Raw genomic sequence first — 26,239 nt, 5'->3', positions numbered from 1 at the left:
AATATTTAATTAAGTTGTAATAAAGTGATATTTTTACAATTCACTTATTAATTATAAGCCTTTCCAAATGGCAAAAAATATCATTCTGTCAATAAATATCATGTTGCTTTTTTTGATTACGGGGTGCACCGGCGACCTAAAACCCGAAAATCTGCGTGGAAAATGGAAATATGTAAAAGTTTTTAATCCGAAAGCCAATCCACCCGACAGCGTATCAACCATGCAACTGGAGGAGTTAAAGCCCTACATCGAGTTTACGGGCAACAATAAACTACAAATAGTTTGGAACGGCAAGGTACTATCAAAAGGAACTTACCATATCGAAGCCCACAACATCCGTTTTAAAGAGGAGCTTAGTGAAGGGCAAACCCGTGAGTTTCCGTTTTATGTATCAAAACTTACCGAAAAAGAAATCGTATTTGAAACCATGGGCTCCGATGGATCAAGAGTAACGGCGGTGAGGGAGTAGGTTCATGGTTCATGGTTCATGGTTCATGGTTCATGGTTCATGGTTCATGGTTCATGGTTCATGGTTCATAAAGTGAACTACGTTTTGGAATCGTGTATTGTATCGATACTAAAATAATTTCATATCCTCCACTCTCTGGCTATGAACCATGATCTATAAACTATGAACTAACCCAATCTCCGGCCATGAACCAATGACTAATGCACCATAACAGCAGCCTCTCCGCTTACACCGGTGAATTTGCCGCGGTTTACACGGAGGCTGGTGAATAGTATGATGAAGGCGATTACCGCTGTAACACACATTACGGCGGCTAAAGGCACTACCGAAAGGCTATCAAACAAACTTACACTGGTTGATACAAGGGCCCCAATACCTAATTGAATTGCTCCGAACAATGATGAGGCGGTACCTGCATTTTTAGAGAATGGTGCCAAGGTTAAGGCGGCGGCGTTAGGGTTTGTCATGCCCAGGCAGCACAGGAACAGGAATATCATCACGATAGTACCCCAAAAACCTAATACGCCCAATAACGATCCGATCAGGAACAATACCCCTACCAATGCCTGTGCGGGTAATGATACTTTAACTATCTGTTCGCTGGTAAACCGGCGCAGCAGCAAGCTGTTTACCTGGCTTGAGCCGATGAAGCCGACAGACAGACCTGCGAAGATCCAGCCGTAAACGGTATCGCTTACGCCAAATACTTCCATAAATACCAGCGGCGAACCGGCCACATAGGCAAACAACCCTGAAAATGCGAATGAGCCGGTGAGCGTATAGGTATAAAACTGCGGTATTTTAAGCACGTTTAAAAAGCCATTAATAATAGGCCGGGGCTTTAAAGAGATGGTTGGATCGGGCTGATAACTATCGGGCAGTACAAATATAACGGCCAGCAATATTAACACGGCCATACCTGCCAGCACAATAAACACCCACTGCCAGCCCGGCCCCGCGGTTACATACCCGCCTATAGTTGGCGCCACCATGGGCGATGCGCCTACAACCAGCATCAGCAAGGCAAACACCTTTGCATTTTCATTCACCGGGAACAGATCGCGCACCATGGCCATTGATGCCACCGCCGCCGCGCAACTGCCTATAGCCTGTATGATACGCAATATAATGAGCGCGTTTAATGATGTTGCCATAGCACAGCCCACAGATGCTACAATATAAAAGCTCAACCCAAACAACAAAGGTTTGCGGCGGCCGAATTTATCCAGCAGCGGCCCATATAGCAATTGCCCGGCGGCAAGCCCAATAAAAAAACTCGAAAGCGATAGTGCCACACCTGCCACATCAGTATGCATATATTTGGCAATAGCCGGAAAACCGGGCAAATACATATCAATAGAGAATGGACCTAAAGCGGTTAGCGTACCTAATATTAATATAAGGGAGATGTATCGTTGTCTGGTCATGCTGTAATAAGCCGGTGTGTTGATCGGGGCAGCAAAGATGCGGTAAGCTTTTTAATAAATAATAAGCGGAATGTAAATTCCACAATTACAACCAAAAGGGTTATTCATTATCGTAATAAGTAGCATCCTTAATAATTTTGCCGTCCTTGTTAAAGGTAAGTATTGAACATATAGGCAAATGCCATTTTTGGCCTCCGGCAGGTGTTCCGCTTGATGTAAACTCCACCACCACTACATCGCCGGTGGCGTGTATGGCATCAATATCATCCTTAATATCGGCAAACATTTTCTGCATATCCGCATACTTTGCTGCTGTTTCGGCGCGGTTTTTTTTAACATATGCCGGGCCGAACGCAGGGTCTAAAAAACTGGCGGTATCGGCATAATGGTCGGCCATGGCTTTCCAATCGTGCCGGTTAAATGCAGTAAACATGCTTTTTGCAGCTTCGGCATTAGCCTGGCCACGATCATCGGTTTTAATGCAGGCACTAAGTGTGGCTACTGTTGCAATAGTGATAAGATATTTTGCTTTCATAGTTTTACGGTTAATGAGCCAAGCGTTATTCAATGATACTAAATACAACGCTATGTTGTTAATAATAAGGCGATAAAAAGTTATGCTGAGGGTGCATATAGGACATATTATTTATAAATTAGCATACAATCACCAATTATTAACATGATACCTGTAACTGTAATGTACACGCGCCAATGCCGCCCCCTGAGCATAGCCGCCATTTTAGATGTATTTGAAAGCGTAAATTCAGCATTGCTCCGCCGGGGTGAAAACGCCGCTTTTGATATACAACTGGTTAGTCACGATACCGAAAACGTGATACATAACAAGTACAACACCCTGCGCGTTAAAGATGCCGCCAATGCCAAACTGATACTGATACCGGCATTTAAATCAGACGATGGGGACATTAAGGATAACATTAACGCAAACCTCGAGCTTATACCCTGGATAATGAAGCAATACCACCAGGGTGCCGAGGTGGCCAGTTTTTGCACAGGCGCTTTCCTGCTGGCAGCCACAGGTTTGCTTAACGGCAAAAAAGCTACTACACATGTTTTGGCCACTTACGATCTTGCCCGCAATTTTCCGCAGATTGATGTACAGCCCGAAGAAGTGGTTACGCATGACAGTGGTATTTATACCAGCGGCGGGGCTACCAATACCTTTCACCTGCTGTTATATCTGGTAGAGAAATATTGCAGCCGTGAGGTAGCCGTGCAAATTGCCAAATTATTTGCTATTGATATGGATAGGGACAGGCAAAACTATTTTGCCACATTTTTACCTACTAAAGATCATACCGACACATTGATAGCCACTGCCCAGCAACGGATGGAAGAGCAGTATAACAAATCAGCCACCATTGAGGAGATCATTGGCGATATACCATCAAGCCGGCGTAACTTTGTGCGCCGCTTTAAACACGCCACCGGCATAACCCCCATTGAGTACCTGCAACGCACCAGGCTTGAAGGGGCTAAAAAACTGCTTGAAAAAACCAACCAAAGCATATCCGAAGTGATGTACAACTCAGGCTACAATGATGTAAAATCATTCAGGCAGTTATTTAAAAAGGGCGTTGGCCTTACACCAAAGGAGTATCGTGATAAGTTCAATATCATCCGTACTAATTAAGTTAAGGCAACTTGGCTTACTATTTGCTTTACCAGGCTAACAAACAGTAATACCTATGAAAAAGTTAGCAATATGTTTAAGCCTGGCGATGGCTACCATTATATCGGCAGGCGATGCCGCGCATGCGCAGCAGGACACTACCAAAAAAAAGAAAATGAGTTCGCAGGGTAAAGGCGCAATTATCGGCGGTGCCGGTGGTGCCGTGGCCGGTGGCCTTATCGGCGGTGATGTAAAAGGCGCCCTTATTGGCGGTGCGCTGGGTGCTGGTGGTGGCTACATCATCGGCAATGAAAAGCAAAAAAGCAAAGAGAAAAAAGCACAGGCCAAGAGAGATAGTGCTGCTAAAAACAAGTAATTGTTAATCACAAAGAAAAACAGCTCCGTTATATTAATAGCGGGGCTGTTTTGTATAAAAAATTTACCGTTAGTAGTAACGCTTTTTAGTATATTTCCGTTCAGCATATTACATGACCAAACTGTTAGCCGTATTTATTGCCATGCTTGTGCCATGCTGTGTGCTGGCCCAGCCACGCATGTATAAAGATACCGCCGCAGTGATTAATACCGAAGGCCAGCGTGACCTGATAGATATTGGTAAAGAACTCTTCAACATAAAACCTAAAAAGGTAGAGGCCGAAGAGGATAAGGAACTCTATTTTTCTTTTCTGCCCGTATCAACCGCTGTACCGGGTGGCGGCAAGGCGCTGTTTACCTCAACCACCGCCGGCTTTTACATGGGCGAGCGCAGCACAACCTATATATCAAGCGTTACATTCGCGCCCTATTTCAATTTTAAGGGCAGGTATGGTTTGCCTATACGCTCAAATGTTTGGCTAAAAAATAACTCATGGAACATTATGGGTGATACCCGCGTACTTAAATACCCCCAATATACCTGGGGCATTGGCGGCGGCAGAGATAACAACAATAAACTGCTGCTGGATTACCGGTACTTCCGCTTTTACCAGAGCGCACTCAAACAAATAAAACCCTATTTTTTCGCTGGGATAGGCTATAATCTTGATTACTACATTAATATTGAAACCAACAAAACCAACGCGTTAAGAAATTTTACAGGCTATGATTCGGGCACTGAGGACAGCAAGAATTCTTTTTCATCAGGCCCAAGCATTAACTTACTGTATGATACCCGCAATAACTCAATAAACCCGCTGCCGGGTTGTTACGCCAACCTGGTATACAGGTTTAGCAGCCCTGTATTTGGCAGTAACAACCATTGGCAATCGTTATACTTTGATATGCGTAAGTACATTTCCCTATCTCACGGTTCGCGTAAAAAAAATGTACTGGCCTTGTGGACTTATTACTGGACAACCCTGACACCCGGCACCCCTTACCTTAATTTACCAAGTATTGGCTGGGACCCTTACAATCGGTCTGGCCGTGGTATTGAGCAGAACCGCTATCGCGGCGACGCGCTTTTTTATTTTGAGGGCGAATACCGGCGCGATATTACCCGAAATGGCTTACTGGGGTATGTGCTGTTTGCCAGCGTTAACTCGGTTACCCAGCAAAACACACGTAGTTTTGAATACTGGCATCCGGCGGCAGGTGGCGGGCTGCGTGTAAAGTTCAATAAAAACTCAGGCACCAACATAGGGGTTGATTACGGTTTAAGCAAGGGCTTTTCAACCATAATGCTTAATTTGGGTGAGGCATTCTAAATTTATTGATACGGAAATTTATAGTAATAATTATATGTTTAACTAATAAATTATCCATATACCCAATAACGAACAATTGTATATTTATAATATGAAATTCATTTTATGAGTGTATTGCCCGGTTAAGGAGCGGTTAAATAAATTTTATTATTTTTGCAGCATAAAAGAACCGATTGATTTAGCCGTTGCGAACTATTTAACGATATCCTGCTACACATACAGTCTTTTGGAAATTCAGCAGTAAAAAATAAAATTTGAAACGCATATTAGTATTAGACGACAACGAGGACATTCTGGAAATTGTTCAGGAAACCTTGTCGTACGAGCAATTCGAGGTTAAGGGTACGGCAGAGGGAGAAGATGTTTTGCCACTTATACAAGATTTTAAACCACATTTAGTGATCCTTGATTATCGTGTGTCAGGCATGAATGGTGGTGAAATATGCCAACAGATCAAAACCCATCCCGAATACGGCGGCATCCCTGTGATCATATTTTCGGCATACATAAACAGCAGCGGCGAATTGAACGCTTATGGCTGTGACGCTATTATTAACAAGCCTTTTGACCTTGGCGAATTGGTTGATAAAGTGAACAACCTGATCTGATATATCCATCTGCCTGTCACCCCATTTCTTTTTTTGCCAATATCATATTTCTACAGCAACAGCCCTTACTCAATTTGAGAATATTTAGTTAAAATACCTTTTTAATTAACATATTTCAAATTCTACATCAACCTCTGCAATAAACAATTTAATAACTTGTTACTATTATTAATACAATTACAAAATTGTATATTTGAGTATCTGCAAAATAATACAAGTATTACCCCTCAAATTGTATTTATAATGGAAAAACAAGTTAATGAGGCATTAAGCCATCCGCATAAAAAAACCTTTGTATGCCCTCATTGCCATAGCGAGCTTTCGGGCGATCGTGTACACCGGGGTTTCTTCGTCAAGAATTTTCTGTTCTGGTTGCCAATTAAGCGTTATATGTGTTACCGCTGCAGCAAAAAAAGCTACGTGTGGATTAACTAATATGCAAGGATATTAAACCAATAATATTTATATTAAATTAATATTAATTTTTTACGCTATTTGTATGATTTATCCAAGGTGATTTAGCATTTTTACAATGCACTAAATCTGAATTTCTTGGATAATACATATAAATCTAAAAAAGAGTACCGCTGTAACACCTGCGGCCAGATATTTCATTTTCAGCAACATCGTAATTTTTTTGAACGGCTTTTTTCAATGATCAAACCTTTTAAAAAATACTTTTGCGCGCGGTGCCAACGCTCATACTACATTTTTAAATCACGAGATAAGGGTGCCATATAATATTGTGCCACCATGCTTATAAACAATTGCTAATAAATAATTTGGTACAGGATTTGTTATAAATAAGTGAAAGCAAGAGATAAAGGATTGCAGGGAACAAATTTATGAGACGGATACTGGCTGTTGATGACAACAGGGATATATTAGAAATAATTGAGCTGATACTTGAAGATTGTGGTTACGAAGTTGAAACCCTAACCAACGGGCATAATTTGTTTGAAAAAATAAAGGAAATAAACCCCGACCTGATCTTGTTGGATATAATGCTTGGAGACCTTGACGGGCGCGAACTTTGTGAGCAGGTTAAAAACCTACCCGAAACCAGTAACATACCGGTAGTGCTTATTTCCGCAAGCCACAACATGGCCGAAAGTATTGCTCAGCATAAAAAAGGTGCACCCAATGCCTTTATTGCAAAACCTTTTGATATTGATGATTTGGTTGATACCGTACAATCACATATAGCCGCTTAAACACTTTTCAAAGGCTATATTTTTCAACATCTATAACATACTTACTATACTTGCGTTAAAAAATTGTTTTCCACACTTGTTAAATACTAAGGTGGATTGCATCTTTGCCGTTTAGCTATTTTAGCGCAACCGTAAGTACGCACCGTATGATAAAACTTAAATATATTGTACTGCCCGCAGCAGTATTATTAGTATCACAAGCCCAGGCTCAGCAAAATCCGTCGTTCCATATTTATAAAACATACCATACCGCGCTTGACCTTTTGGACAAGGGTAAATATGTTGCCGCTGCTGAGCAATTCAAGCTTGTGGAAGCCTCAAAGATCCGCACCGGCAACCAGCCGGGCTTTGAGTCTGAAATATCACTTATTAAAGAAAACTCACATTATTACGAAGCCCTTTGCGCACTTGAATCAGGCAGTGATGATGCCGAGAGCATGTTTCAGCGATTTATTAAAGAGCACCCGGAGAATCCGCTATCCAAATTGGCTTATTTCCAGGTAGGTAAATCGTATTTTAAACAAGGCAAGTATAAAGAGGCGCTTGAATGGTTCAACAAAGTTGAGTCGGGCGAATTAACCGGCCGTGAAAACACCGAGTACAAATTTCGTAAGGGCTACGCCTATTTTGCTACCGGCGATAATGTGAATGCCCAAAAGCTGTTTGCTGATGTAAAGAACAAACGTTCGGCCTATACTGAGGATGCTACGTACTATTTTGCCTACATCGCGTATCTTAATAAGGATTATCACCTTGCACTATCCAATTTTGAAAAATTAAAAAATTCAAAAAAATATGAGGCCAGCTATCCATACTATATTACAGCCGTTTACTTTTTAGATAAACGCTATGATGATGTACTGAGCTATGCCGTACCTATTGTAAACAACACCAAGCAGCAAAACGAAACCGAAATGCTGCGCATTATAGCGGCATCGTACTTTGCCAAGGCCAATTACCCACAGGCGGTAAGTTATTATAACCGTTTCCAGGATCGCGACCAGAACAAAACCCAAAACACGCAGGACAGCTATCAGATAGGTTATGCCCATTACAAAACAGGCAACCTTAACAAAGCCGCTACCGAACTTAAAAAACTGGTTGGGCAAAATGATACTTACAGCCAAAGCGGTAACTACACGCTGGGCGATATCTTTTTAAAACAAAACAATAAACAAGGCGCACGCGCTGCTTACCAAACCGCCTCAAAGCTTGATTTTGACAAGCAGATACAGGAAGATGCCTTGTTCAACTACGCAAAGCTATCCTACGAGCTTGATTTTAATACTGCGGCCCTCGAAGCTACGCGCAGTTACCTGAAAAACTACCCGCGCTCGGCCCGTACCGAAGAGGTAAAGATTTTATTGGGCGAAGTATTGCTGAACGCCCGCAATTATCGCGAGGCGGTAGAGATATTGGAGCCTATCCCGAACAAATCAATAAGCGCGCGTACGGCTTACCAAAAAGTAACCTATTATCGCGGTTTGGAGTTTTATAACGAGCGCGCGTTTGAGAATGCCATTGGTGTGTTTTTACGCTCACTTACCGCGCCGGTTGATCCGCAGATCGAAGCGCTTACCACTTACTGGATGGCCGAGGCCATGTACGAGGTGCGCAAGTATGGCGAGTCGGTTGAGAACTTCGAGAAGTTTTTGGCTATGCCGGAGGCTAAACAAACCAACCTGAGCAACTATGCTAACTACGCCCTTGCCTATGCCGCCTTTTATGACGATCAGTACGGCAAAGCAGCCAAATACTTTGAGCGCTTTTTACAGGGTACCGAAAAAGACCCGAACACAGTTAATGATGCCACTACCCGTATTGGCGACAGTTACTTTGTAATGAAGAGCTATGGCAAGGCGCTGGAGTATTATAACCGCATTATATCACAAAAAACCAAGGGCGAGGATTATGCTTTGTTTCAGCGTGGGGTAATACAGGGCTTACAGGGTAATTATGATGCTAAAATATCAACGCTGAATGATGTATTGCAGCAGTTCCCTAACTCTGATTACGCCGATGATGCCTCATTTGAGATAGCCTACACCTACTTTTTAAAGAATGACGGACCGCGTGCGAAAACTGACCTGCAGGCCATGATCCAAAAATATCCGCGCAGCAGCTATGTACCGCGTGCCATTGTTACCATTGGTTTGATCGATTATAATGGCAACCAGGATGACGCGGCAGTTGAATCATTCAAAAAGGTAGTGTCTGACTACCCATCAAGCGATGAGGCCAAGCAGGCGCTTAAACAGGTTGAAAAGATCTACACCGATAAAGGCGACGCGCAAACTTTCATTAACTATGCTGGCACTACCCCTATCGGCAACTATACTACTGCCGAGCAGGAAAGCATCATGATTACCGCCGCCAACAACCTTTATCTTAAAGGCGACTGGCAGGGTACCGTGAACGCGGTAAATGCCTACCTCGATAAATTCCCGACCAAGCAGATCTATGATAAGCAGGCACGTTATCTACGCGCGCAGGGCCTTACCAACCTGGGCCGTACACAGGAAGCCGTGGTTGACTACAATTTTATCCTGAACGACTGGACAAGCGCTTATACCGAGAAATCGCTGATCAGCATGGCCAAGCTATATATATCGCAAAAAAAGTATAACGATGCTGTGGTTTTCCTGAAACGTTTGGAAACAAACTCAGAGTACAAGGCCGATTATACCTACGCGGTTAACACGCTGCTTTACTGCTACGATCAGATGCAGATGTCTGACGATGTGTTGAAATATGTAGCCATTGTTCGTGCTAACGAAAAAACAGGCCAGGAAGATAAGTTCCGCACGGGCTTGTATGCAGGTAAAGCTAACCTTGAACTGGGCAATACCGAAGCTGCCATTAAGGAGTTTAACTACACCCTGAGCAATACTAAAACCGTTGCGGCAGCCGAGGCTAAATACAACATCGCGTTAATTGAGTACAATCAGGGCAAATACAAGGCATCACAAAAAACATGTTTTGAAATAGCCAAGGATTTCCAGAACTACGAGTATTGGTCGGCCAAAACATTTATACTACTGGCTGATAACTATATCAAACTGAAGGATAATTTCCAGGCAACGGCCACCCTGCAAAGTATTATTGATAATTACAGTGCCAAGGATGATATACTGCCCGAAGCAAAACAAAAACTGGCTAAACTTAAAGGTATCAAGATAACACCTGAAACTACGCAGACCGACAGTACCGGTACTGCCGTGCAGGACACCACCCAGCAATAACAGGAGCATTCAACGAACCAAAGAGCAAAGACACATGAAATTAAAATACACCTATATATTGTTCACCGCGTTAACGGCCTGCTACTTTGTACCGGCAACAGCGCAGGTTAAGAGCACTACCAAAAAAGGGCAAAAAACAAACACCCCGGCATCACAAAACAATGCCAAAAAACTGGGTGACGCTGCCTCGAAAACCACGCAGGATACTACGAAAAAAGCAGGGCAAAACCCTAACGAAGCCGGCGCTATATCTGAGGAGATCGTAGTGACCACATCATACAAACCGGTACTGGCTGACGCGGTGAAGATTCGCAGGAACCCGGACCTGGAAGATAAAACACCTTTTAAAGCGCCGCTGACCTATAGTTCGGTAGACAAGCGCCTCACAAAGGACAACGAGATACAGCAGCTTGAGGCCATGAAACGCCCGCCTGAACGCGATTCGATACCAACCAATAACTATGTTAAAGGCGGTTTGGGCAGCATGAAAACTACTTTTGGCGAGGGTTATTTCTCAAACGGTGCCGATGAGGCTTTGCAGGTTGGGGGTTACGTTAAACACTTTTCGCAAGGTTCATCATCATTCAATAAGCAAAATGAGAGCCGCAACGAGTTGGGCGTATTTGGTAAAAGCATTACCGACGAGCATACGCTGCGGGGTACCATTAACTACAAACGCCGCGGCGTAAATTTTTATGGCTACAACCGCGATATTGAGCCGCCGCTGCCGGAATTTAATCCGCAAAAGCAGGCGTTCAATACCCTGTCTGCCGAAGGTGAGCTGGCCAAAAACTACCGCGATGTAGAGAACGATTTTACCTACGCGCTTAAATTAAATGGGTATGTGTTTAACAACTCATTCAACGCTAAAGAAAATAACCTGGTGCTATCAGGTTTTGTAAACCAAACCGTTAAGCAGTTTTATGCAGGTTTAGCCGCATCCCTTGATTTGGGTACGCAAAAGGATAGCTTGTACTCTTACAGCAACAGCATCATTCGCCTTAACCCATACATCAAATTTCAGGGCGAAAAATATAAGATAGACGCGGGCGTGAACATCACCAAGGAATTTGGCTTGAGCAGCCGTTTCTCCATCTTCCCGGCAGCTAAGCTGGAGTTCCAGGTTATACCGAAATATGTACGCTTGTTTGCCGAGGCAAAGGGCGATATCAACAAGGCTTCCATACGCGATTTTGCCGAAGCTAACCCTTTCATAGCCGAAAACATCACCCTTAAAAACTCTGCCGACCGTTTAGCGCTTAGCGCCGGTTTAAAAGGCACACTGGCACCGGGTTTGGGCTTTAAGGCTACCTTCTTCCGTAACAGGGTTAAGGATATGCCGCTGTACATTGCCAACTTTAACACCAACAGCACCAACAATAAATTCGCTGTAATTTATGATGACGGCACCGCCACCGTTAGCGGCTTTACCGGCGAGCTGGATTTTAAGGCCACTGATGACCTGAACATATTTGGCCGTGCCGAGTTTAAGGATTATAAGATGGATACCGAGGAGCAAGCCTGGAACCTGCCTAAATTTAAACTTACCGCCGGCACCATTATCCGCATAAGCGATAAGGTTAACATTAACGGCTCGTTGTTGGTACGCGGTAATGCTTACGACAGGATTTTTGATCCGCTGAGCACTACGTTCACTGAGCCCCGTGCTGTCGAGATTAAATCGTACGTTGACCTTAACGGCGGTGCCGAATACAAGGCAACCAAGCAACTGTCCATATTTGTGCAGGTAAACAACATCCTTAATAATTCAAACCCTACCTATTTGTACTATAACAATTACGGGTTTAATATTTTTGGCGGCGTAGGTTACGCGTTTTAGTTTTTTTGTACTTTTACGGGAATGGACTTAGCCTACTACTTAATTGATTTACTTGGGCAGCGTGGCGAGGTAAGTATACCGGGCTTGGGGCGTTTCTTCTATACACGGATAAATGCCGCATACAAGGCTGATGAGGCACGCATATATCCGCCGGCCCAAAAGCTGGAGTTTGAGCAGCAGCCGGCAACGGGTAATGATGATTTTGCCGGGTTCATCTCGCAAAAAAAGAATATCTCGATGGCATCAGCAAGGTATTTTGTTGACCGCTATGTGAATGATGTTGTGCAGGAAACCGCCATTCGTGATTTTGCCGTTGGCGATAAAGGCTGGCTGCGTAATGATGGTACCCGGATAGTTTTTAAAAACACCGGCGAAGCGGCAGGCAGCAATGCTTATTTTGGTTTACCGGCGCTTGATCTGCCTAAAAAAGGGCAGCAGGTAATTAAAACAACAACGGTTATATTAACACCTCCCCTACCGGTTATTGTGGAGCCGGAGGTGCCAGCAACCACAACGGTTGTTGAACAGCCACAGGCAACTGTGATGGCAGCAGTAACACCTGAACCAATTTTACCACCGGTTATTGTTACACCCGAGCCACAGCCATCAATGCAATATACTCCCCCTGTGGTTGAAAACCCGGAGGCTGAATTTGTTGAAGACGAAAAACGCGGTTTAAACGTTTGGGTAATTACAGCTATAGTAATTGCTTTGTTAGCTATAGCAGGTATTGGTTTGTACATGTATAACCCCGGGCTGCTGGGCATGGGCAACAACAGGGAGGCGGCGGTATTATCGCCTGTTGATACACCGGCCAATGAGGTTGATACAGTAACACAGGAGCCTGAAACAACAACGGTAAAAAGCAATGCTGCTGATACCGTAGCACAGCCGGAAGCCCAGGCAAACATGAGCCTGAACGATACGGTAAAAACAACCTTGATCAATCCGCAGGCGGGAACTGATAAGCAACCGGAAGCAACCAAGGCCGATAAACCGGTAATTGAAAAAGCTAAACCGGTATCAACAACTGCAATAAACACCGCCCCGGCAATGAGCTACCCTTACACGGTAATTATCGGTGGGTCGTTCGCTACTGTTGAGGAAGCTGAAAGATGTATAATCAACTATAAAAAAATAGGTGTTGAAGCTCATATTTTGGCTGAGCCCGGATATGGAAAAAAGCGTAAAGTTGTAGTTGGCACTTACAAAACACTAACTGAAGCACTAAAAGAAAAAAATAAACTCATACAATCAAAAAAGCTCAGGGAAGATGCATACACCCTGGAAATCACTAAAAAACGATGACACTATTACTACAGATTGCAGATACGGCTGCACAAATGGCTGACACAGTGAACAACGCGGCGGTACCAACCGTACCGGCAGATGATTTGCGTTTTGGCGACCTGATATTGAAAGGCGGCTGGGTAATGATTCCCATTGGTATTTTAGCTGTATTGGGCCTGGTTATATTTTTTGAAAGATATTTTACAATACGTAAAGCCGCTAAGGATGAATCGAGCCTTATGGCGCAGGTACGTGCCAGCATCATGTCGGGCAACCTGCAATCAGCCGTGGCTATATGCCGCAACAGCAATACACCGCTTGGCCGTATGCTGCAAAAAGGGTTGTTGCGTATCGGTCGCCCTATAAAAGATATTGAAGGCGCTATTGAGAACGTTGGCAAGCTGGAGGTATCAAAACTTGAAAAAAACATCGGCATCATCGGCATTGTAGCCGGTATAGCGCCCATGTTTGGTTTCCTTGGTACAATCGCGGGTGTTATCCAGATATTCTATAACATCTCAAAAACTGATAACATCAGCATGGGTGTAATATCAGGCGGTTTGTACGTAAAGATGGTAACCTCGGCGGCTGGTTTGTTTGTGGGTATCGTAGCTTACGTTTGTCACCATATTTTGAATATGATGGTTGACAAGGTGATCCTAAAACTGGAAACCGATGCTATTGAATTTATTGACCTGTTAGAAGAACCGAGCAAATGAACCTGAGAAAAAGACACGGACGCGTAACGGCCGAGGTGCATACCTCAGCGCTGAACGACATCATGTTCTTCCTGCTGCTGTTCTTCCTCATCGCGTCAACAGTTACCAACCCTAACGTAATCAAGCTGATGCTGCCAAAATCATCATCAGGCCAATCGGTTTCTAAAAAAACCATTACGGTATCGGTAACCAAAGACTTAAAATATTACGTTGATAAAAAGGAAACCCCTGTTGATCAACTGGAAGCTACGCTGGGCGGTTATAAAAGTTTGGCAACAGAATTGACCATAGTTTTATACGTTGACCGTACCGTAGCCATACAGGATGTGGTGCAGGTAATGGATATAGCGCAAAAGCTGAACATTAAACTGGTATTAGCAACGGAGAAGAAAGGATAGTTCAGTTTGCTCGGTTTGCAGTGGGCCGTTTGCAGTTGGCAAATATTACTGCACACTGAGAACTGAAAACCGCGAACTGATAACTGGCAACCGGAAACTGCAAACTGAAAATAAATTCGAAATTGAAAATCCGAAATCCGAAATCAAAAAATGGATTACCGCGAAGAAAATAATTATCCCAAGGCGTTCCTGGCAACAGGCATTATACTGGCTGTGGTGCTTGCACTGAGCTACTTTATAGTGCTGCACTCGCTGCCCAAGCAAGCCGATGGCACGGGGGGTATTTTAGTAAACTATGGTACTGTTGATGAAGGTATGGGCGATGCTTACATGAGCATGGAAGAACCATCAGTAGCCGAAAAGGCCAACAACACCCGCCCCGACAAAGTTACGCCTGAACCACCAACCGAAGAAAAGGTACAGGCCGATAACAGCGACAAGAATGTTGTTACCCAAAATAACGAGGACGCGCCCGAAGTAGCGGCCAACACTAAAACACCAAGCCCAACAGTAGCCACCAAGCCCAATAAAACCGAAACAAAACCGGTGGTAAACCAAAATGCCTTATTTAAGGGCAAAACCAATAATGGCACCGGCAGCGGCGATGGTACAGGCAGTACGCCGGGCAATCAGGGCAAAACCACCGGTACCACGCTTACCAACAGTTATGATGGCACAGGCTCAGGCGGTGGCGGCGGTGCTACATCAGCACCCGGTTGGGACAGAGCTCCTGCCAAACCTGATGTAGGCAATCGTTACAATGGCAAAGTGGTTATTGAGTTTGAAGTTGATAACAATGGTAATGTGGTTAGTGCAGGTGTGGGTAGAGGATCGCAACTTATTGACGGACCTTTAGTTGAAAAATGTATACAGGCTGTACGTAACGCGAAAGTAACACCATCATCAAGCGCTTCAGATGGCCGCAAGTATACCCAGGTATTTGTATTTAAAGCGAAATAAGATAGTCATTAGGCATTGGGCATTAGTCATTTGATAGGGTAATTGGTCATCAGTTACTTTAAAATAAGTGTTCAACCTAATGACGAATGCCTAATGACAATTGACAAATGACTACTTACGCTGAAACTCTCGATTATCTATTCAGCCAGTTGCCTATGTTTACGCGCATCGGGGCATCGGCCATAAAAAATAATCTGGATAACACTATTGCCCTTTGCACTCTGCTGGGCAACCCGCATAAAAAATTCAAAAGTGTACACATAGCCGGTACCAATGGCAAGGGCTCCACATCGCACATGCTGGCCGCCATATTGCAAACCGCAGGCTATAAAACCGGGCTGTACACCTCCCCTCACTTAAAAGATTTCAGGGAGCGTATCCGCATTAACGGACAAATGATAGCCGAGCAAACGGTGATTGATTTTGTTGAGAATTATAAGGCCGACTTTGAGCGCATACAACCCTCATTCTTTGAGATGACAGTGGCTTTAGCTTTTGATATTTTCGCTAAAGAGCAAGTAGATATAGCCATTGTTGAGGTTGGCCTGGGCGGCAGGCTCGATTCAACAAATGTAATCACTCCCCTGCTATCCCTCATCACCAACATCGGCTGGGACCACATGAACATGCTGGGCAATACCCTGCCCGAGATAGCCAGAGAAAAAGCCGGTATCATTAAAACGGACATACCGGTGATAGTGAGCGAACGTCAGGATGAAGTTGCTGATGTATTTGTAAATAAAGCTAATGAGCTGAATGCCCCTATTACCTTTGCCTTAGATACCTGGCAGGTAGAGATGGCGGCATTACAGGATGATACATTGATCCATAAAAATGTTATTGCCCGTAATAGCAGCAAAACCTACACCTTGGATATCGACCTTACAGGCACCTATCAGCAAAAAAACATAAAAGGTGTTTTAGAGGCTGTAGAACAATTGCGGGCGCAAGGCTATACCATTACCGACGAACATATACAACAAGCACTTAAACAGGTAAAATTGCTCACCGGCTTGCATGGCCGTTGGGAAGTGCTCAGTACCTCACCGCTCACCATTTGCGATACAGGCCATAACCCCGATGGTATAGCCGAAGTATTGAAAAACATAGCCACTATACACTACAAACAGCTTCACTTTGTGATAGGTATGGTGAATGATAAGGACATCAGCAAGGTACTGGCTATGCTGCCGAAGGATGCTATATACTATTTCTGCAAGCCTGACATTCCGCGGGGACTTACTGCGGATGAATTACAGTTTACCGCTAACAAATTTGGCTTAAAGGGAGGCACTTACCCATCTGTAAAAACAGCACTTAATGCCGCGCAGATGGCTGCAGAAGATCATGACCTGGTATTTGCCGGGGGCAGCACCTTTGTGGTTGCCGAAATAGTTGAATAGCACTCATTTTTTTACATGAGGGAATGCCGTAAAAACTTATTTTTACCGCCAACCAACTCATTAAACAGAATGACATATCAACCTGCAAATAACAGATACCAGAATATGCAATACCGCCGCTGCGGTAAAAGCGGTATTAAGTTACCGGCCATATCATTAGGCCTATGGCATAACTTTGGCCATGTAGATGTTTACGATAACTACCAAAAAATACTGCACCTGGCATTTGACAGCGGAATAACCCATTTTGACCTTGCCAACAACTACGGCCCGCCCCCGGGATCGGCCGAGGAGAATTTTGGGAAGATATTGAAAGCGGATTTCCGTGGTTATCGTGACGAAATGATCATCTCAAGCAAGGCCGGTTACACCATGTGGGATGGCCCTTATGGCGACTGGGGTTCAAAAAAATACCTGGTAGCCAGCCTGGATCAAAGCCTGAAACGCATGGAGCTTGATTATGTGGATATCTTTTACCACCATCGCCCCGATCCTGATACGCCGCTTGAAGAAACTATGCAGGCGCTTGACCTGATCGTGCGCCAGGGCAAGGCCTTATACGCCGGTATATCCAACTACCCGGCAGACAAGGCCGAAGAAGCCATCAAAATATTAAAACAACTTGGCACACCATGCCTTATCCACCAGCCTAAATACTCCATGTTTGAGCGTTGGGTTGAAGGTGGCTTGCTGGAAGTACTGGAAGATAACGGCGTAGGCTGTATCCCCTTCTCGCCATTGGCGCAGGGCCTGCTTACCAACAAATACCTGAACGGTATACCGGAGGATTCGCGTGCGGCAAAGTCAACCGGTTTTTTACAGAAGGATCAGGTTACCGAGGCACGCATCAGCCAGATAAAACAACTGAATGATATTGCCGTACAACGAAACCAAAGCCTGGCACAAATGGCCCTTGCCTGGTTATTAAAGGACGAACGGATAACCTCGGTACTGATAGGTGCCAGCAAACCCGAACAACTGGCTGACTCATTGAAAGCGCTTGATAACGTTCAATTCTCAACTGAAGAACTTACGAGGATTGAAGATATTTTGAAGTAGTTACCTGATAAATTAATGGAAAGGCCATGTAATAATTACATGGCCTTTGCTTTTTATTAGCCGAAAACTCCCTAATTTAACGGCGGTAATAACCTTTACTTTATTTCATGAATACCACACAAAACGCTAAACCGGACAGGTCAGTTATCCAACCCTCAAAAGCTTTCAGGCAACAGATCACTCGTTCAGTAAATGCCATACTGCTTTTTATTATTGTTTATTTACTGCTATTATTAGGTGCTATTGTTTGCGCCATTATATTTGGCGCGCTGGGCGTGGGCATCATCGCGTTAAAAGCGCATTGGATAACATTCGTGTTCGGCGCAGGGCTGATATTTTCGGGCTTAATGCTGGTTTACTTTGTTATTAAATTCATTTTTAAACGCAATAAGGAAAACACCGGTGAGCAATTTGAGATATTTGAGGCTGATCAGCCTGAACTGTTTAAGTTTATCAGGCAGTTAACCAATGAAACCGGTACAGCATTCCCTAAACATATTTATCTCTCGCCCGAAGTGAACGCGTATGTAAATTACAATTCTAACTTTTGGAGCATGTTTTTGCCTGTTAAAAAAAACCTGACCATTGGTTTAGGCCTGGTGAACAGCCTTAACAGATCGGAATTCAGGGCCGTATTAGCACATGAATTTGGGCACTTTTCGCAACGCAGCATGAAGTTTGGCAGTTATGTATATAACATGAACAAAGTAATATACAATATGCTGTATGATAACGATAGCTATGAGCGTATTATTGACAGATGGGCGAGCTTTCACTCATTTTTAAGAGGCACAGCCTGGCTGAATGTTCAGATCATCAAAGGCATACAATACATACTGCAAAAGGTATACGTGTTTTTAAACAAGAACCATATGGGCCTTTCGCGGCAAATGGAGTTTCATGCCGATGCTATATCAGCATATGTTGCCGGTTCAAACAATGCCATCACCGCATCAAGGCGACTTGATATTGGCAACATGTGTTACAACACTATATTAAACTATTGGAATGTTGAAGTAAAGAACAAAAAGCGCGCCGATAACTTTTACCCGCAGCACAGCGAGATCATCAGATACTTTTCAGAACTGAACCAGCTTACAACTGATGCCAACGGACTGCCCGTTGTAAACCATCGTATAGCCGTACTTGATAATGAACACGTGGTAATAGAAGATCAGTGGGCATCGCATCCGGCAAGCAAGGACCGTGAAAATGCCCTTGAAATACTCAATATTCAACAACCGGTTGAGGCGGATAGCGCCTGGACATTGTTTAACTGTGCGCAAGAACTACAGGGTAAATTTACGGATAAGATGTATGCTGTAATAACCGATAGCGATGAATTTGAAAAGGTTGACTTTACCACCTTTAAAACACAATATTATAAGCAGATAAATGAAAATAACTATCACCCGGAATATCGTGGCTATTACAACAGCCGCCTGGTAAATAGTTTTGATATTGACGAAGCTGTACAACGCGCACAGGGTATCGATACGCTTACTTTTAAGCATATTTTTACTGACGAAAAGAGCAACCTGCCGAAACGTATCCTTTCGCTTGGCGATGATATTGACAAGCTTGATGCTATTATTGACAATCGCATTGAGAGCAGTATAAAGACATTTGATTTTAAAGGAACAAAGTATAACAACAGTGAAGCAGCCGCAATAAAAGAATTGCTTACGCAGGAGCTGCAGGATGCCGAAGACCAGGTGAAAGAACTGGACAAGCAATTATTTATAACCGCTTACATAAATGCCAATACCGAACAAAGGCATAAATTACAAAATGATTATACCCATTTGTTTAATTACCAGCAACAGGATAGCGGCGATTACGAAATATACAACAATGTGTGGGCAGCCCTTTCACCGTTGTTTAATACCATGCCCTATTTTGAAATAGAGAAAGCAGTAAAGCAATTATACCAGGTTGAGAAACGTTTAAAAACACGTTTGCAGGAGATAAGGGCGGATGACAATTACAAAACAGTTACAGACACTGAACAAGCCGAAGCGGTTGATAAATACCTTTCAAACACCTGGACTTACTTTGTGCATCCAAACTATGATAATGAAGCCATTGCCGTACTTGAAGAAGCCCTCGGAAGCTATCTCAGTATTGTGAACGAACGCACATTTAAGTTAAAAAAGCAACTTCTTGAACTTCAGCTTACCATATTCAACAAAAAAGCAGGCATATAAGCCTGCTTTTTTGTTATAGATATTTTAGTATGCTATTAATACCCTGCGTTTTGTTTCAACTGCGGGTTTAATATAACCTGCTGCTGTGGTATAGCAAACAGGTTGCGGAATGTGGCACTTGGTGTATGATCCCACCAGCTTGCTGTTGTGAATTTGCCAAAACGTATCAGGTCATCCCTACGGAAGCCTTCAAATATAAACTCACGGCCGCGTTCAGCCAGCAGCTCATTTAGTGTTAATGTTGCCGTAGTATAAGCATTATCTGCCCAATCAGCAGTGGCATATGCACGTTTTTTACAATCATTAACTAATTGAACGGCAACACCATCGGCAACACCACCATTTTTACGCATAATGGCTTCAGCTTTAGCAAAATATATCCAGCTTAAACGATACAGGTTCCAATCCGTATTATTATAATTAGGGTCAGCAGGTATGCCACTTTCGCTTGGTACCTGATTGCCTAATTTATATTTATTAAAACGGACACCACTATTTTCTTCACCATTACTCATGTTTGATGTGGTTTCACCCAGTTTATTCCTCCTGATGTTATCAACAAATACCAGTTGTTGGCCATCGTACTCATTACCACCGGTTGCAATAACAGGTTTACCATTATCAAAACGAACCATTGGGCCTTCAAGCAACCACTCTGATTTACGTTTATCGGCATTATCAAAGGTAGTATAAACACCCGGCACAAGCACAACACCATCGTTACCGGTACGGCTGCCACCATAAATCAAATCCTGGTTAAAGTGATAAAACTCGCCTGTCCATGATGGTTGGAAATTAGCCATCTTAAATTCATAAGCTATAGAAAATATACTTTCTTTTGAAAGATCATTATTAGGTTTAAAAGCGTCGTTAATATTGGAATCAAGCATCATTGCCCCATTCAGGCCACCTGCCTGATTGTTAATAAGCTTATCAGCCGCAGCAATACAATCATCCCACCTCGGAGTTCCCGACCATACTTCGGCATTTAAATAAAGCTCAACCAGCATGGCATAACCGCCGGCCTGGCTCATACGGCCCAACATTCCTTTTGATAATTTAGGCGCCTGATCGATGTTGTCCAGAATTTCTTTTTCTACAAAATCAAACACCTCTTTACGAGTTGAATTTGCAGGATACTGCTCAACCGGTATAGGTTCTGACGGACTTTCGGTAACTATAGGTATGTTACCAAACAAATCCATCAATTTTAGGTAATGATAGGCCCGCAGTAATTTAAGTTCAGCTATATACGAGTTTTTTTCAGCATCAGTGAGGCCTATTGCAGCGGCATCCTGCTTTTCAATATTTTGAATTGGCACATTACATAAACCTATACCCCAATACATCAAACTCCAGGCATTGTTTAACCCTCCTTCATCTACGGTCCAGGTATGGTAGTGCAATCTTTTCCATTTACCACCATCCTCTCCATGGCGACCTTTGGTTGGCCATGCCAATTGATCGGCTGAAAGTTCACTTGGCCTCCACCAGCCATCCTGGCCCGATGGTGTTGCCCAGGCATTGGCATGGGTATACGGCCTTAATACGGCCGAGATAATCTCGTTTTTATTGGTATAAAACTGATCGCTTCTAAGCGTATCATATGTAGTTTCGTCGAGCTTGGTACATGCATCCAATGATAAAAGCATGGTTCCGGCTACGGCTATTTTTAATATGTTATTTTTTATCTTCATGACTTTTTTTGCGAATTGAGGTTATTAAAATCCAAGGCTGATACCTAATAAAAATGAACGTGTGCTTGGATAAGGGCCACGGCCATCAATTCCCGGGCCGAGGCCGGTATCAGGCACAAAATCAGGGTCGTTACCGCTATAGCTGGTTATTGTAAGCAGGTTTTGGCCTGTTACGTAAGCACGAAGATTACGGATGGTCTTGTTTCTGATTTTAAAGTTATAGCCAAATGTCACCTCATCCAGTTTAAGGAAGGAGCCATTCTCCAGGTAATAATCTGAATACATGTAAGTATCATTGATCTCCGCATACTTAGTAAAGGCATCATTAAGCAAATTTGTGCCAGATACCTTATTGCCATAAGCTATAGCAGTGGTATTTAGGATATCAAAATCAAATTTACCTCTGAAGAACAAACGCAGATCGAAGTTTTTGTATTTAAAGTTATTTGTCCACGAGGCATAGTATTTAGGTATAGCATTACCAATTGGTGCAAGGTCGGTTTGATCTTTAAACTCAGAGTTATTGATCTTATCATTACTTACCTTTTCACCATTTCGGGTGTAAAACAACCATTTACCATCCTCGGTAAATCCGGCAAAGCGTTTACCCCAAAATTCGCCGAGCGGCCCGCCCTCGTATGTACGTATAGCGTTACCTAAAGCACCGGCACCGCCAATATCTCCAAATGTGCGCAACTGTACTTTGAATATATCATCAGAGTATGAGTCTAACGTGTTTTTGGTAGTACTTGCGGCCAGGTCCATATTCCAGGTAAAGCCTTTATGCTTAATGGCAGCAAAGCTTACCGCAATCTCAATACCTTTTGCTGAGATGGTACCAACATTTGCATATATGTTGTTACGTACATAAGGTGGCTGCGGTGTGGTATAAGTATCTAACAGATCCTGTGTTTTACGTTGAAATACATCAATAGCACCGGTTATACGGTTGTTGAACAAGGTGAAGTCAGCACCAATATTAAGCTCCTTTTTCTTTTCATAACGCAAATTCGGGTTCGGATTACGGTCAGGGCCGTAGGTTTCCCGGTATTGCCCGTCAGGATACAGATAGATACCACCTGTACCCAATGTTACAAGAGATGCGTAGTTTGAGAAGCCTGAGTTACCGGTAACACCATAACCAACACGGAGTTTCAGGTTATTTACAAAGTTAACATCCTTCATAAAATCTTCCTGGCTTATGGTCCAGCCTGCAGATGCCGCAGGGAAGTAACCCCATTTATTATTTGCGCCAAAACGCGATGAACCCTCACGACGTAAGGTTAACTGTAACAAATACTTGTCTTTATAAGCATAATTTACACGACCAAAGAATGCTATTAGCTTATCATCATTTTTAAAGCTCGACATCACCGCCTTACCTGTTTGCAACTGGTTACCTGCCCCCAGGTTATTTTCCATAAAACGATCGTTCAGGAAACCATAGTTACCTGCCGAAAACCCTTCATTAACGTTATAACGATAACTGTAACCCAATATAGCGGTCAGGTTATGATCATCGGCTATTACCTTGTTATATTGAATGGTTGGCTCAAAAGCATAATTCAAGTTTAATTGGGTAGTACGTTCAGCATAACCACCACCGCGGTAAATATCATTTTCAAGTGAAAACTCGCCGTATATGCTTCGGTATAAGCCGTCAATATAGTTGTTACGCTGTACTGAACCGAACACCGAACCCTTTAAACCAGGTATAAACTCATATTCTGCCTTACCATCTGCAGATATGGTAGATTGCTGCCTTTTATTGGTTTCCTGCTGTAAACGGGCAAATTGGTTAGTACTTGTTCTTTCAAAGTAAAAAGTTCCGTCATCATTATAATTTGATAATGTTGGATTGCGTATCAGTTGGTCTTCCCAACCGCTGCCACCCAACAAATTTAGTTTGCCAAAATTGCCGGCTAAATTAACCTGCATATTCAGTTTATCATTTAACCCCTTTTGGTTAACACTTAACCTAACCGAGTATTCCTTACGACCGTTCTCCTTGGCAAAACCCTGAAGATCACGGTAGTTTAAACTTGCACGGTAACTGGTTTTACTGGTACCTCCGGTTAGGGCAAGGTTGTGATTTTGAGACAGGTTACCATGATTAACTAACTGGTCAAAAAAATCATTTGAATGGCCATAGTCAGTACCGCGTAACTCTCCTGAAGCTAAACGGGCTCTAAATTGGTCGGCATCCATAAAATCAGGAATTCGTGCCAGATACTCTTTACGATAATAGCTTGAGTAGCTGAATTGCGGCGGCCCCTCTTTCCCTTTTTTAGTGGTTACTAAAATTACACCGGCGTTAGCACTGGTACCATAAATAGCCGCGCCCGAACCGTCTTTCAATACGTCTATAGAGGCGATATCATCTTGTTGCAGCAGATCGAGGTTACCACCCGGTATACCATCAATTACTACCAAAGGCGATGCACTGCCGGTTAACGTTGTAACACCACGCAGTTGTATACTTGTACCCGTGTTAGGGTTACTGCCTGAGCGACTGATCTGTAAACCGGCAATTTTACCCTGAATCAAATCAAGCGGGTTACGGGCACCGCTCTGCCTAAAGTCAGAAGTATCAGCGTGACCTGTTGCTGAGGTGATCTCTCCTTTCTTTTGCGCGCCGTAACCTACCACAACTACGGTATTCAATCCGCGCGATTCTTCAAGCAGTGTTACATTGATGTTTGTTTGTGTACCTACAGGTACATCTTTAGAGGTAAAACCGATAGATGATACAGTAAGGATAGCGTTATCACCCGGAACGGTAATATTGAATTTACCATCCATATCGGTAGCTACAGCAGTTGTTGATCCTTTGATTTTAATGGTTGCACCCGGCAACGGAAGCTTTTGCTTGTCAAATACAGTACCCGTTACCTTTTTTTGTGCGAAGGCCTGGATCGAAAACAAACAACTAAATAATACAGCTAAAAAAATTGTGGCTTTTTTCAGAGGTGGCCCCTGATCAGACGTACACTTTTTTACATGCGGATGTACTCCCGCCTGGTTGGAACTGGCTTTCATAAAATAAATTTATAAGGTAAAAAATTACATGCCAGGAGAGAGCATGTGTCGAATAGCTTAAATCGGCCTCTAACCTAAAGCTTTATTTTTTTAAGTACAACAAGATTTTTTTTCAACATTTAAAACAATGCTGAATTGGGAATAAATGAGCTCGAAAATATTGGTAAACCGTTTTATTTACAACAAAATAGACTTTTTGTAAAAATTAAGTTACAATTAAACCCTTTTAGCAACTATTAAGTAAAACAACACCAATAACTAATAATTAAAAGCAGAATGATCATACACAAACTTGTACGTGCAGAACACATAGAGCTGTATGATCACTTTTTGGGAACTTTTGCACCCTCTTTACGTGCCTCAGACAGACCAATGGCAATGGCTTGCTTTTTATTGGTTACCTTTTTTCCGCTCCCACTTTTAAGCTTTCCTTCTTTCATTTCGTGGAGGGTTTCACTAACCTTTTCCTGTGTTTTATCAGAGTACTTTTTCATGGCAATATTATTCTCAGGTAAAGCTGTAAAGCAAATTAATTGCCAAAATGTAAAGTTAAAACATCATCGCGGTTTATGAGATCAATTTGGGCTATCGCATTGGTAATATTGCTTGTATCATGCAGTAAATCAACAACTGAAAAAATTGATGATAACAAAATAACAATACAGGTTGTAAACAGGGGCATCATTGGCAATACTTCAAACGACCTGTCAAAGCGGATTGATTACGAACTGAAATCTCCGGCTGACATAGTAGTATTGATGATAGGCACTAATGATATTACAGCCCGCAGACCGTATGAAGAATATATTAATAACCTGAAGTATATTATTGATTGCATAACCAACAGCGGTGCAAAACTTATATTGATGAGCCCTCCGCCCCGTGGTATTGATGTGATCACATCCCCGGCCTATTATTGGAATGGCCGCAATGATACGCTCGCGTTGATAAACGATTCGCTAAGCAAGGCTAATAATGTTTATTATATAAACATGAACCAGGCATTTAAGGATGCAGGTACTCCTAACCCTACTGCAAGCAGTTTAATATTTAACCCGGCCAATAACCCCGGCAAACCCGATGGAATACACCTGACCCGGGCAGGCACCGCATTTATCGCAAAAAAAGTAGCCGGGTTTATAAAAGCTACCTTTTCGCAAAATGATTATACTACAATTATGTGCATTGGCGACAGCCTTACCGCAGGTGAAAATATTGGCTATCCGCGAACATTAAGCCTGTTGCTCAATGATTAACGCATAGCTTAAAGTTGTATAAGCATTTATACGCTAAGCATTTAAAACATTAGCTGTAAATACCTGTTAGGG

At 43.0% G+C, this 26,239-nt stretch carries 21 protein-coding genes; 16 read left to right on the top strand and 5 right to left on the bottom strand.

All coding sequences use genetic code 11. From position 1 onward, the window contains the following. Positions 1-67: 67 nt before the first annotated feature. Positions 68-469 carry a hypothetical protein gene (locus LJ707_RS07880; protein ID WP_228950263.1) on the top strand — a complete coding sequence of 134 codons (402 nt, stop codon included), beginning with the start codon at positions 68-70 and terminating at the stop codon, positions 467-469. A gap of 197 nt (positions 470-666) precedes the next feature. Here LJ707_RS07880 and LJ707_RS07875 read toward each other — a convergent pair whose 3' ends face one another. Continuing rightward, on the bottom strand, positions 667-1,896 hold the full coding sequence (locus tag LJ707_RS07875) for a multidrug effflux MFS transporter (RefSeq protein ID WP_228950262.1): 1,230 nt from the start codon (positions 1,894-1,896) through the stop codon (positions 667-669). Positions 1,897-1,996: 100 nt separating this feature from the next. Further along, positions 1,997-2,431 (bottom strand): nuclear transport factor 2 family protein, encoded by a 435-nt coding sequence (locus LJ707_RS07870; protein ID WP_228950261.1) that lies wholly within the window; start codon positions 2,429-2,431, stop codon positions 1,997-1,999. Between the two features lie 144 nt (positions 2,432-2,575). Between LJ707_RS07870 and LJ707_RS07865 the strand changes: the two genes are divergently transcribed. From LJ707_RS07865 to LJ707_RS07800, 14 genes are all read left to right on the top strand, one after another. After that, complete coding sequence (locus LJ707_RS07865) at positions 2,576-3,550, top strand: GlxA family transcriptional regulator (RefSeq protein WP_228950260.1); 975 nt, start codon at positions 2,576-2,578, stop codon at positions 3,548-3,550. 55 nt (positions 3,551-3,605) lie between these two features. After that, positions 3,606-3,905 (top strand): YMGG-like glycine zipper-containing protein, encoded by a 300-nt coding sequence (locus LJ707_RS07860; protein ID WP_228950259.1) that lies wholly within the window; start codon positions 3,606-3,608, stop codon positions 3,903-3,905. Between the two features lie 112 nt (positions 3,906-4,017). Beyond that, the gene (locus LJ707_RS07855; RefSeq protein ID WP_228950258.1) at positions 4,018-5,235 is read left to right on the top strand and encodes a BamA/TamA family outer membrane protein; all 1,218 of its coding nucleotides are present in this window, start codon (positions 4,018-4,020) and stop codon (positions 5,233-5,235) included. 254 nt (positions 5,236-5,489) lie between these two features. Further along, positions 5,490-5,843, top strand: a complete 354-nt coding sequence (locus tag LJ707_RS07850) for a PleD family two-component system response regulator (protein ID WP_228950257.1) — start codon at positions 5,490-5,492, stop codon at positions 5,841-5,843. A gap of 845 nt (positions 5,844-6,688) precedes the next feature. Continuing rightward, complete coding sequence (locus LJ707_RS07845) at positions 6,689-7,057, top strand: PleD family two-component system response regulator (RefSeq protein WP_228950256.1); 369 nt, start codon at positions 6,689-6,691, stop codon at positions 7,055-7,057. A gap of 146 nt (positions 7,058-7,203) precedes the next feature. Continuing rightward, positions 7,204-10,299 carry a tetratricopeptide repeat protein gene (locus LJ707_RS07840; RefSeq protein ID WP_228950255.1) on the top strand — a complete coding sequence of 1,032 codons (3,096 nt, stop codon included), beginning with the start codon at positions 7,204-7,206 and terminating at the stop codon, positions 10,297-10,299. 34 nt (positions 10,300-10,333) lie between these two features. Next, entirely contained in the window at positions 10,334-12,139 is a 1,806-nt protein-coding gene (locus LJ707_RS07835; RefSeq protein ID WP_228950254.1) for a TonB-dependent receptor, read from the top strand. Positions 12,140-12,160: 21 nt separating this feature from the next. Beyond that, the gene (locus tag LJ707_RS07830) at positions 12,161-13,447 is read left to right on the top strand and encodes an SPOR domain-containing protein (RefSeq protein WP_228950253.1); all 1,287 of its coding nucleotides are present in this window, start codon (positions 12,161-12,163) and stop codon (positions 13,445-13,447) included. After that, positions 13,444-14,148, top strand: a complete 705-nt coding sequence (locus tag LJ707_RS07825) for a MotA/TolQ/ExbB proton channel family protein (RefSeq protein ID WP_228950252.1) — start codon at positions 13,444-13,446, stop codon at positions 14,146-14,148. Before LJ707_RS07830 ends, LJ707_RS07825 begins: the two co-directional genes overlap by 4 nt. Beyond that, entirely contained in the window at positions 14,145-14,546 is a 402-nt protein-coding gene (locus tag LJ707_RS07820) for a biopolymer transporter ExbD (RefSeq protein ID WP_194101102.1), read from the top strand. The genes LJ707_RS07825 and LJ707_RS07820 overlap by 4 nt, the downstream gene beginning before the upstream one ends. Positions 14,547-14,696: 150 nt before the next feature. Then, positions 14,697-15,506, top strand: coding sequence for an energy transducer TonB (locus LJ707_RS07815; protein ID WP_228950251.1), 810 nt, complete (start codon positions 14,697-14,699; stop codon positions 15,504-15,506). 107 nt (positions 15,507-15,613) lie between these two features. Continuing rightward, positions 15,614-16,909: a folylpolyglutamate synthase/dihydrofolate synthase family protein gene (locus LJ707_RS07810; protein WP_228950250.1), complete on the top strand. Its 1,296-nt coding sequence runs from the start codon at positions 15,614-15,616 to the stop codon at positions 16,907-16,909. Positions 16,910-16,978: 69 nt separating this feature from the next. Next, positions 16,979-17,968: an L-glyceraldehyde 3-phosphate reductase gene (gene mgrA, locus LJ707_RS07805; RefSeq protein WP_228950249.1), complete on the top strand. Its 990-nt coding sequence runs from the start codon at positions 16,979-16,981 to the stop codon at positions 17,966-17,968. A gap of 107 nt (positions 17,969-18,075) precedes the next feature. Continuing rightward, positions 18,076-20,175, top strand: a complete 2,100-nt coding sequence (locus tag LJ707_RS07800; protein ID WP_228950248.1) for a M48 family metallopeptidase — start codon at positions 18,076-18,078, stop codon at positions 20,173-20,175. Between the two features lie 35 nt (positions 20,176-20,210). On the opposite strand, the gene LJ707_RS07795 is transcribed toward LJ707_RS07800, so the two are convergent. From LJ707_RS07795 to LJ707_RS07785, 3 genes are all read right to left on the bottom strand, one after another. Next, positions 20,211-21,872, bottom strand: coding sequence for a RagB/SusD family nutrient uptake outer membrane protein (locus tag LJ707_RS07795; protein WP_228950247.1), 1,662 nt, complete (start codon positions 21,870-21,872; stop codon positions 20,211-20,213). Between the two features lie 24 nt (positions 21,873-21,896). Beyond that, positions 21,897-24,911 carry a SusC/RagA family TonB-linked outer membrane protein gene (locus LJ707_RS07790; protein WP_228950246.1) on the bottom strand — a complete coding sequence of 1,005 codons (3,015 nt, stop codon included), beginning with the start codon at positions 24,909-24,911 and terminating at the stop codon, positions 21,897-21,899. Positions 24,912-25,234: 323 nt separating this feature from the next. Next, positions 25,235-25,405 carry a DUF6496 domain-containing protein gene (locus tag LJ707_RS07785; RefSeq protein ID WP_228950245.1) on the bottom strand — a complete coding sequence of 57 codons (171 nt, stop codon included), beginning with the start codon at positions 25,403-25,405 and terminating at the stop codon, positions 25,235-25,237. Between the two features lie 75 nt (positions 25,406-25,480). Between LJ707_RS07785 and LJ707_RS07780 the strand changes: the two genes are divergently transcribed. After that, positions 25,481-26,167 carry a GDSL-type esterase/lipase family protein gene (locus LJ707_RS07780; protein WP_228950244.1) on the top strand — a complete coding sequence of 229 codons (687 nt, stop codon included), beginning with the start codon at positions 25,481-25,483 and terminating at the stop codon, positions 26,165-26,167. Positions 26,168-26,239 lie beyond the last annotated feature (72 nt).

This window comes from Mucilaginibacter sp. UR6-1 (assembly GCF_020880975.1).
Classification (GTDB): Bacteria; Bacteroidota; Bacteroidia; order Sphingobacteriales; family Sphingobacteriaceae; genus Mucilaginibacter.
This window is presented reverse-complemented; position numbering and strand designations above follow the sequence as displayed.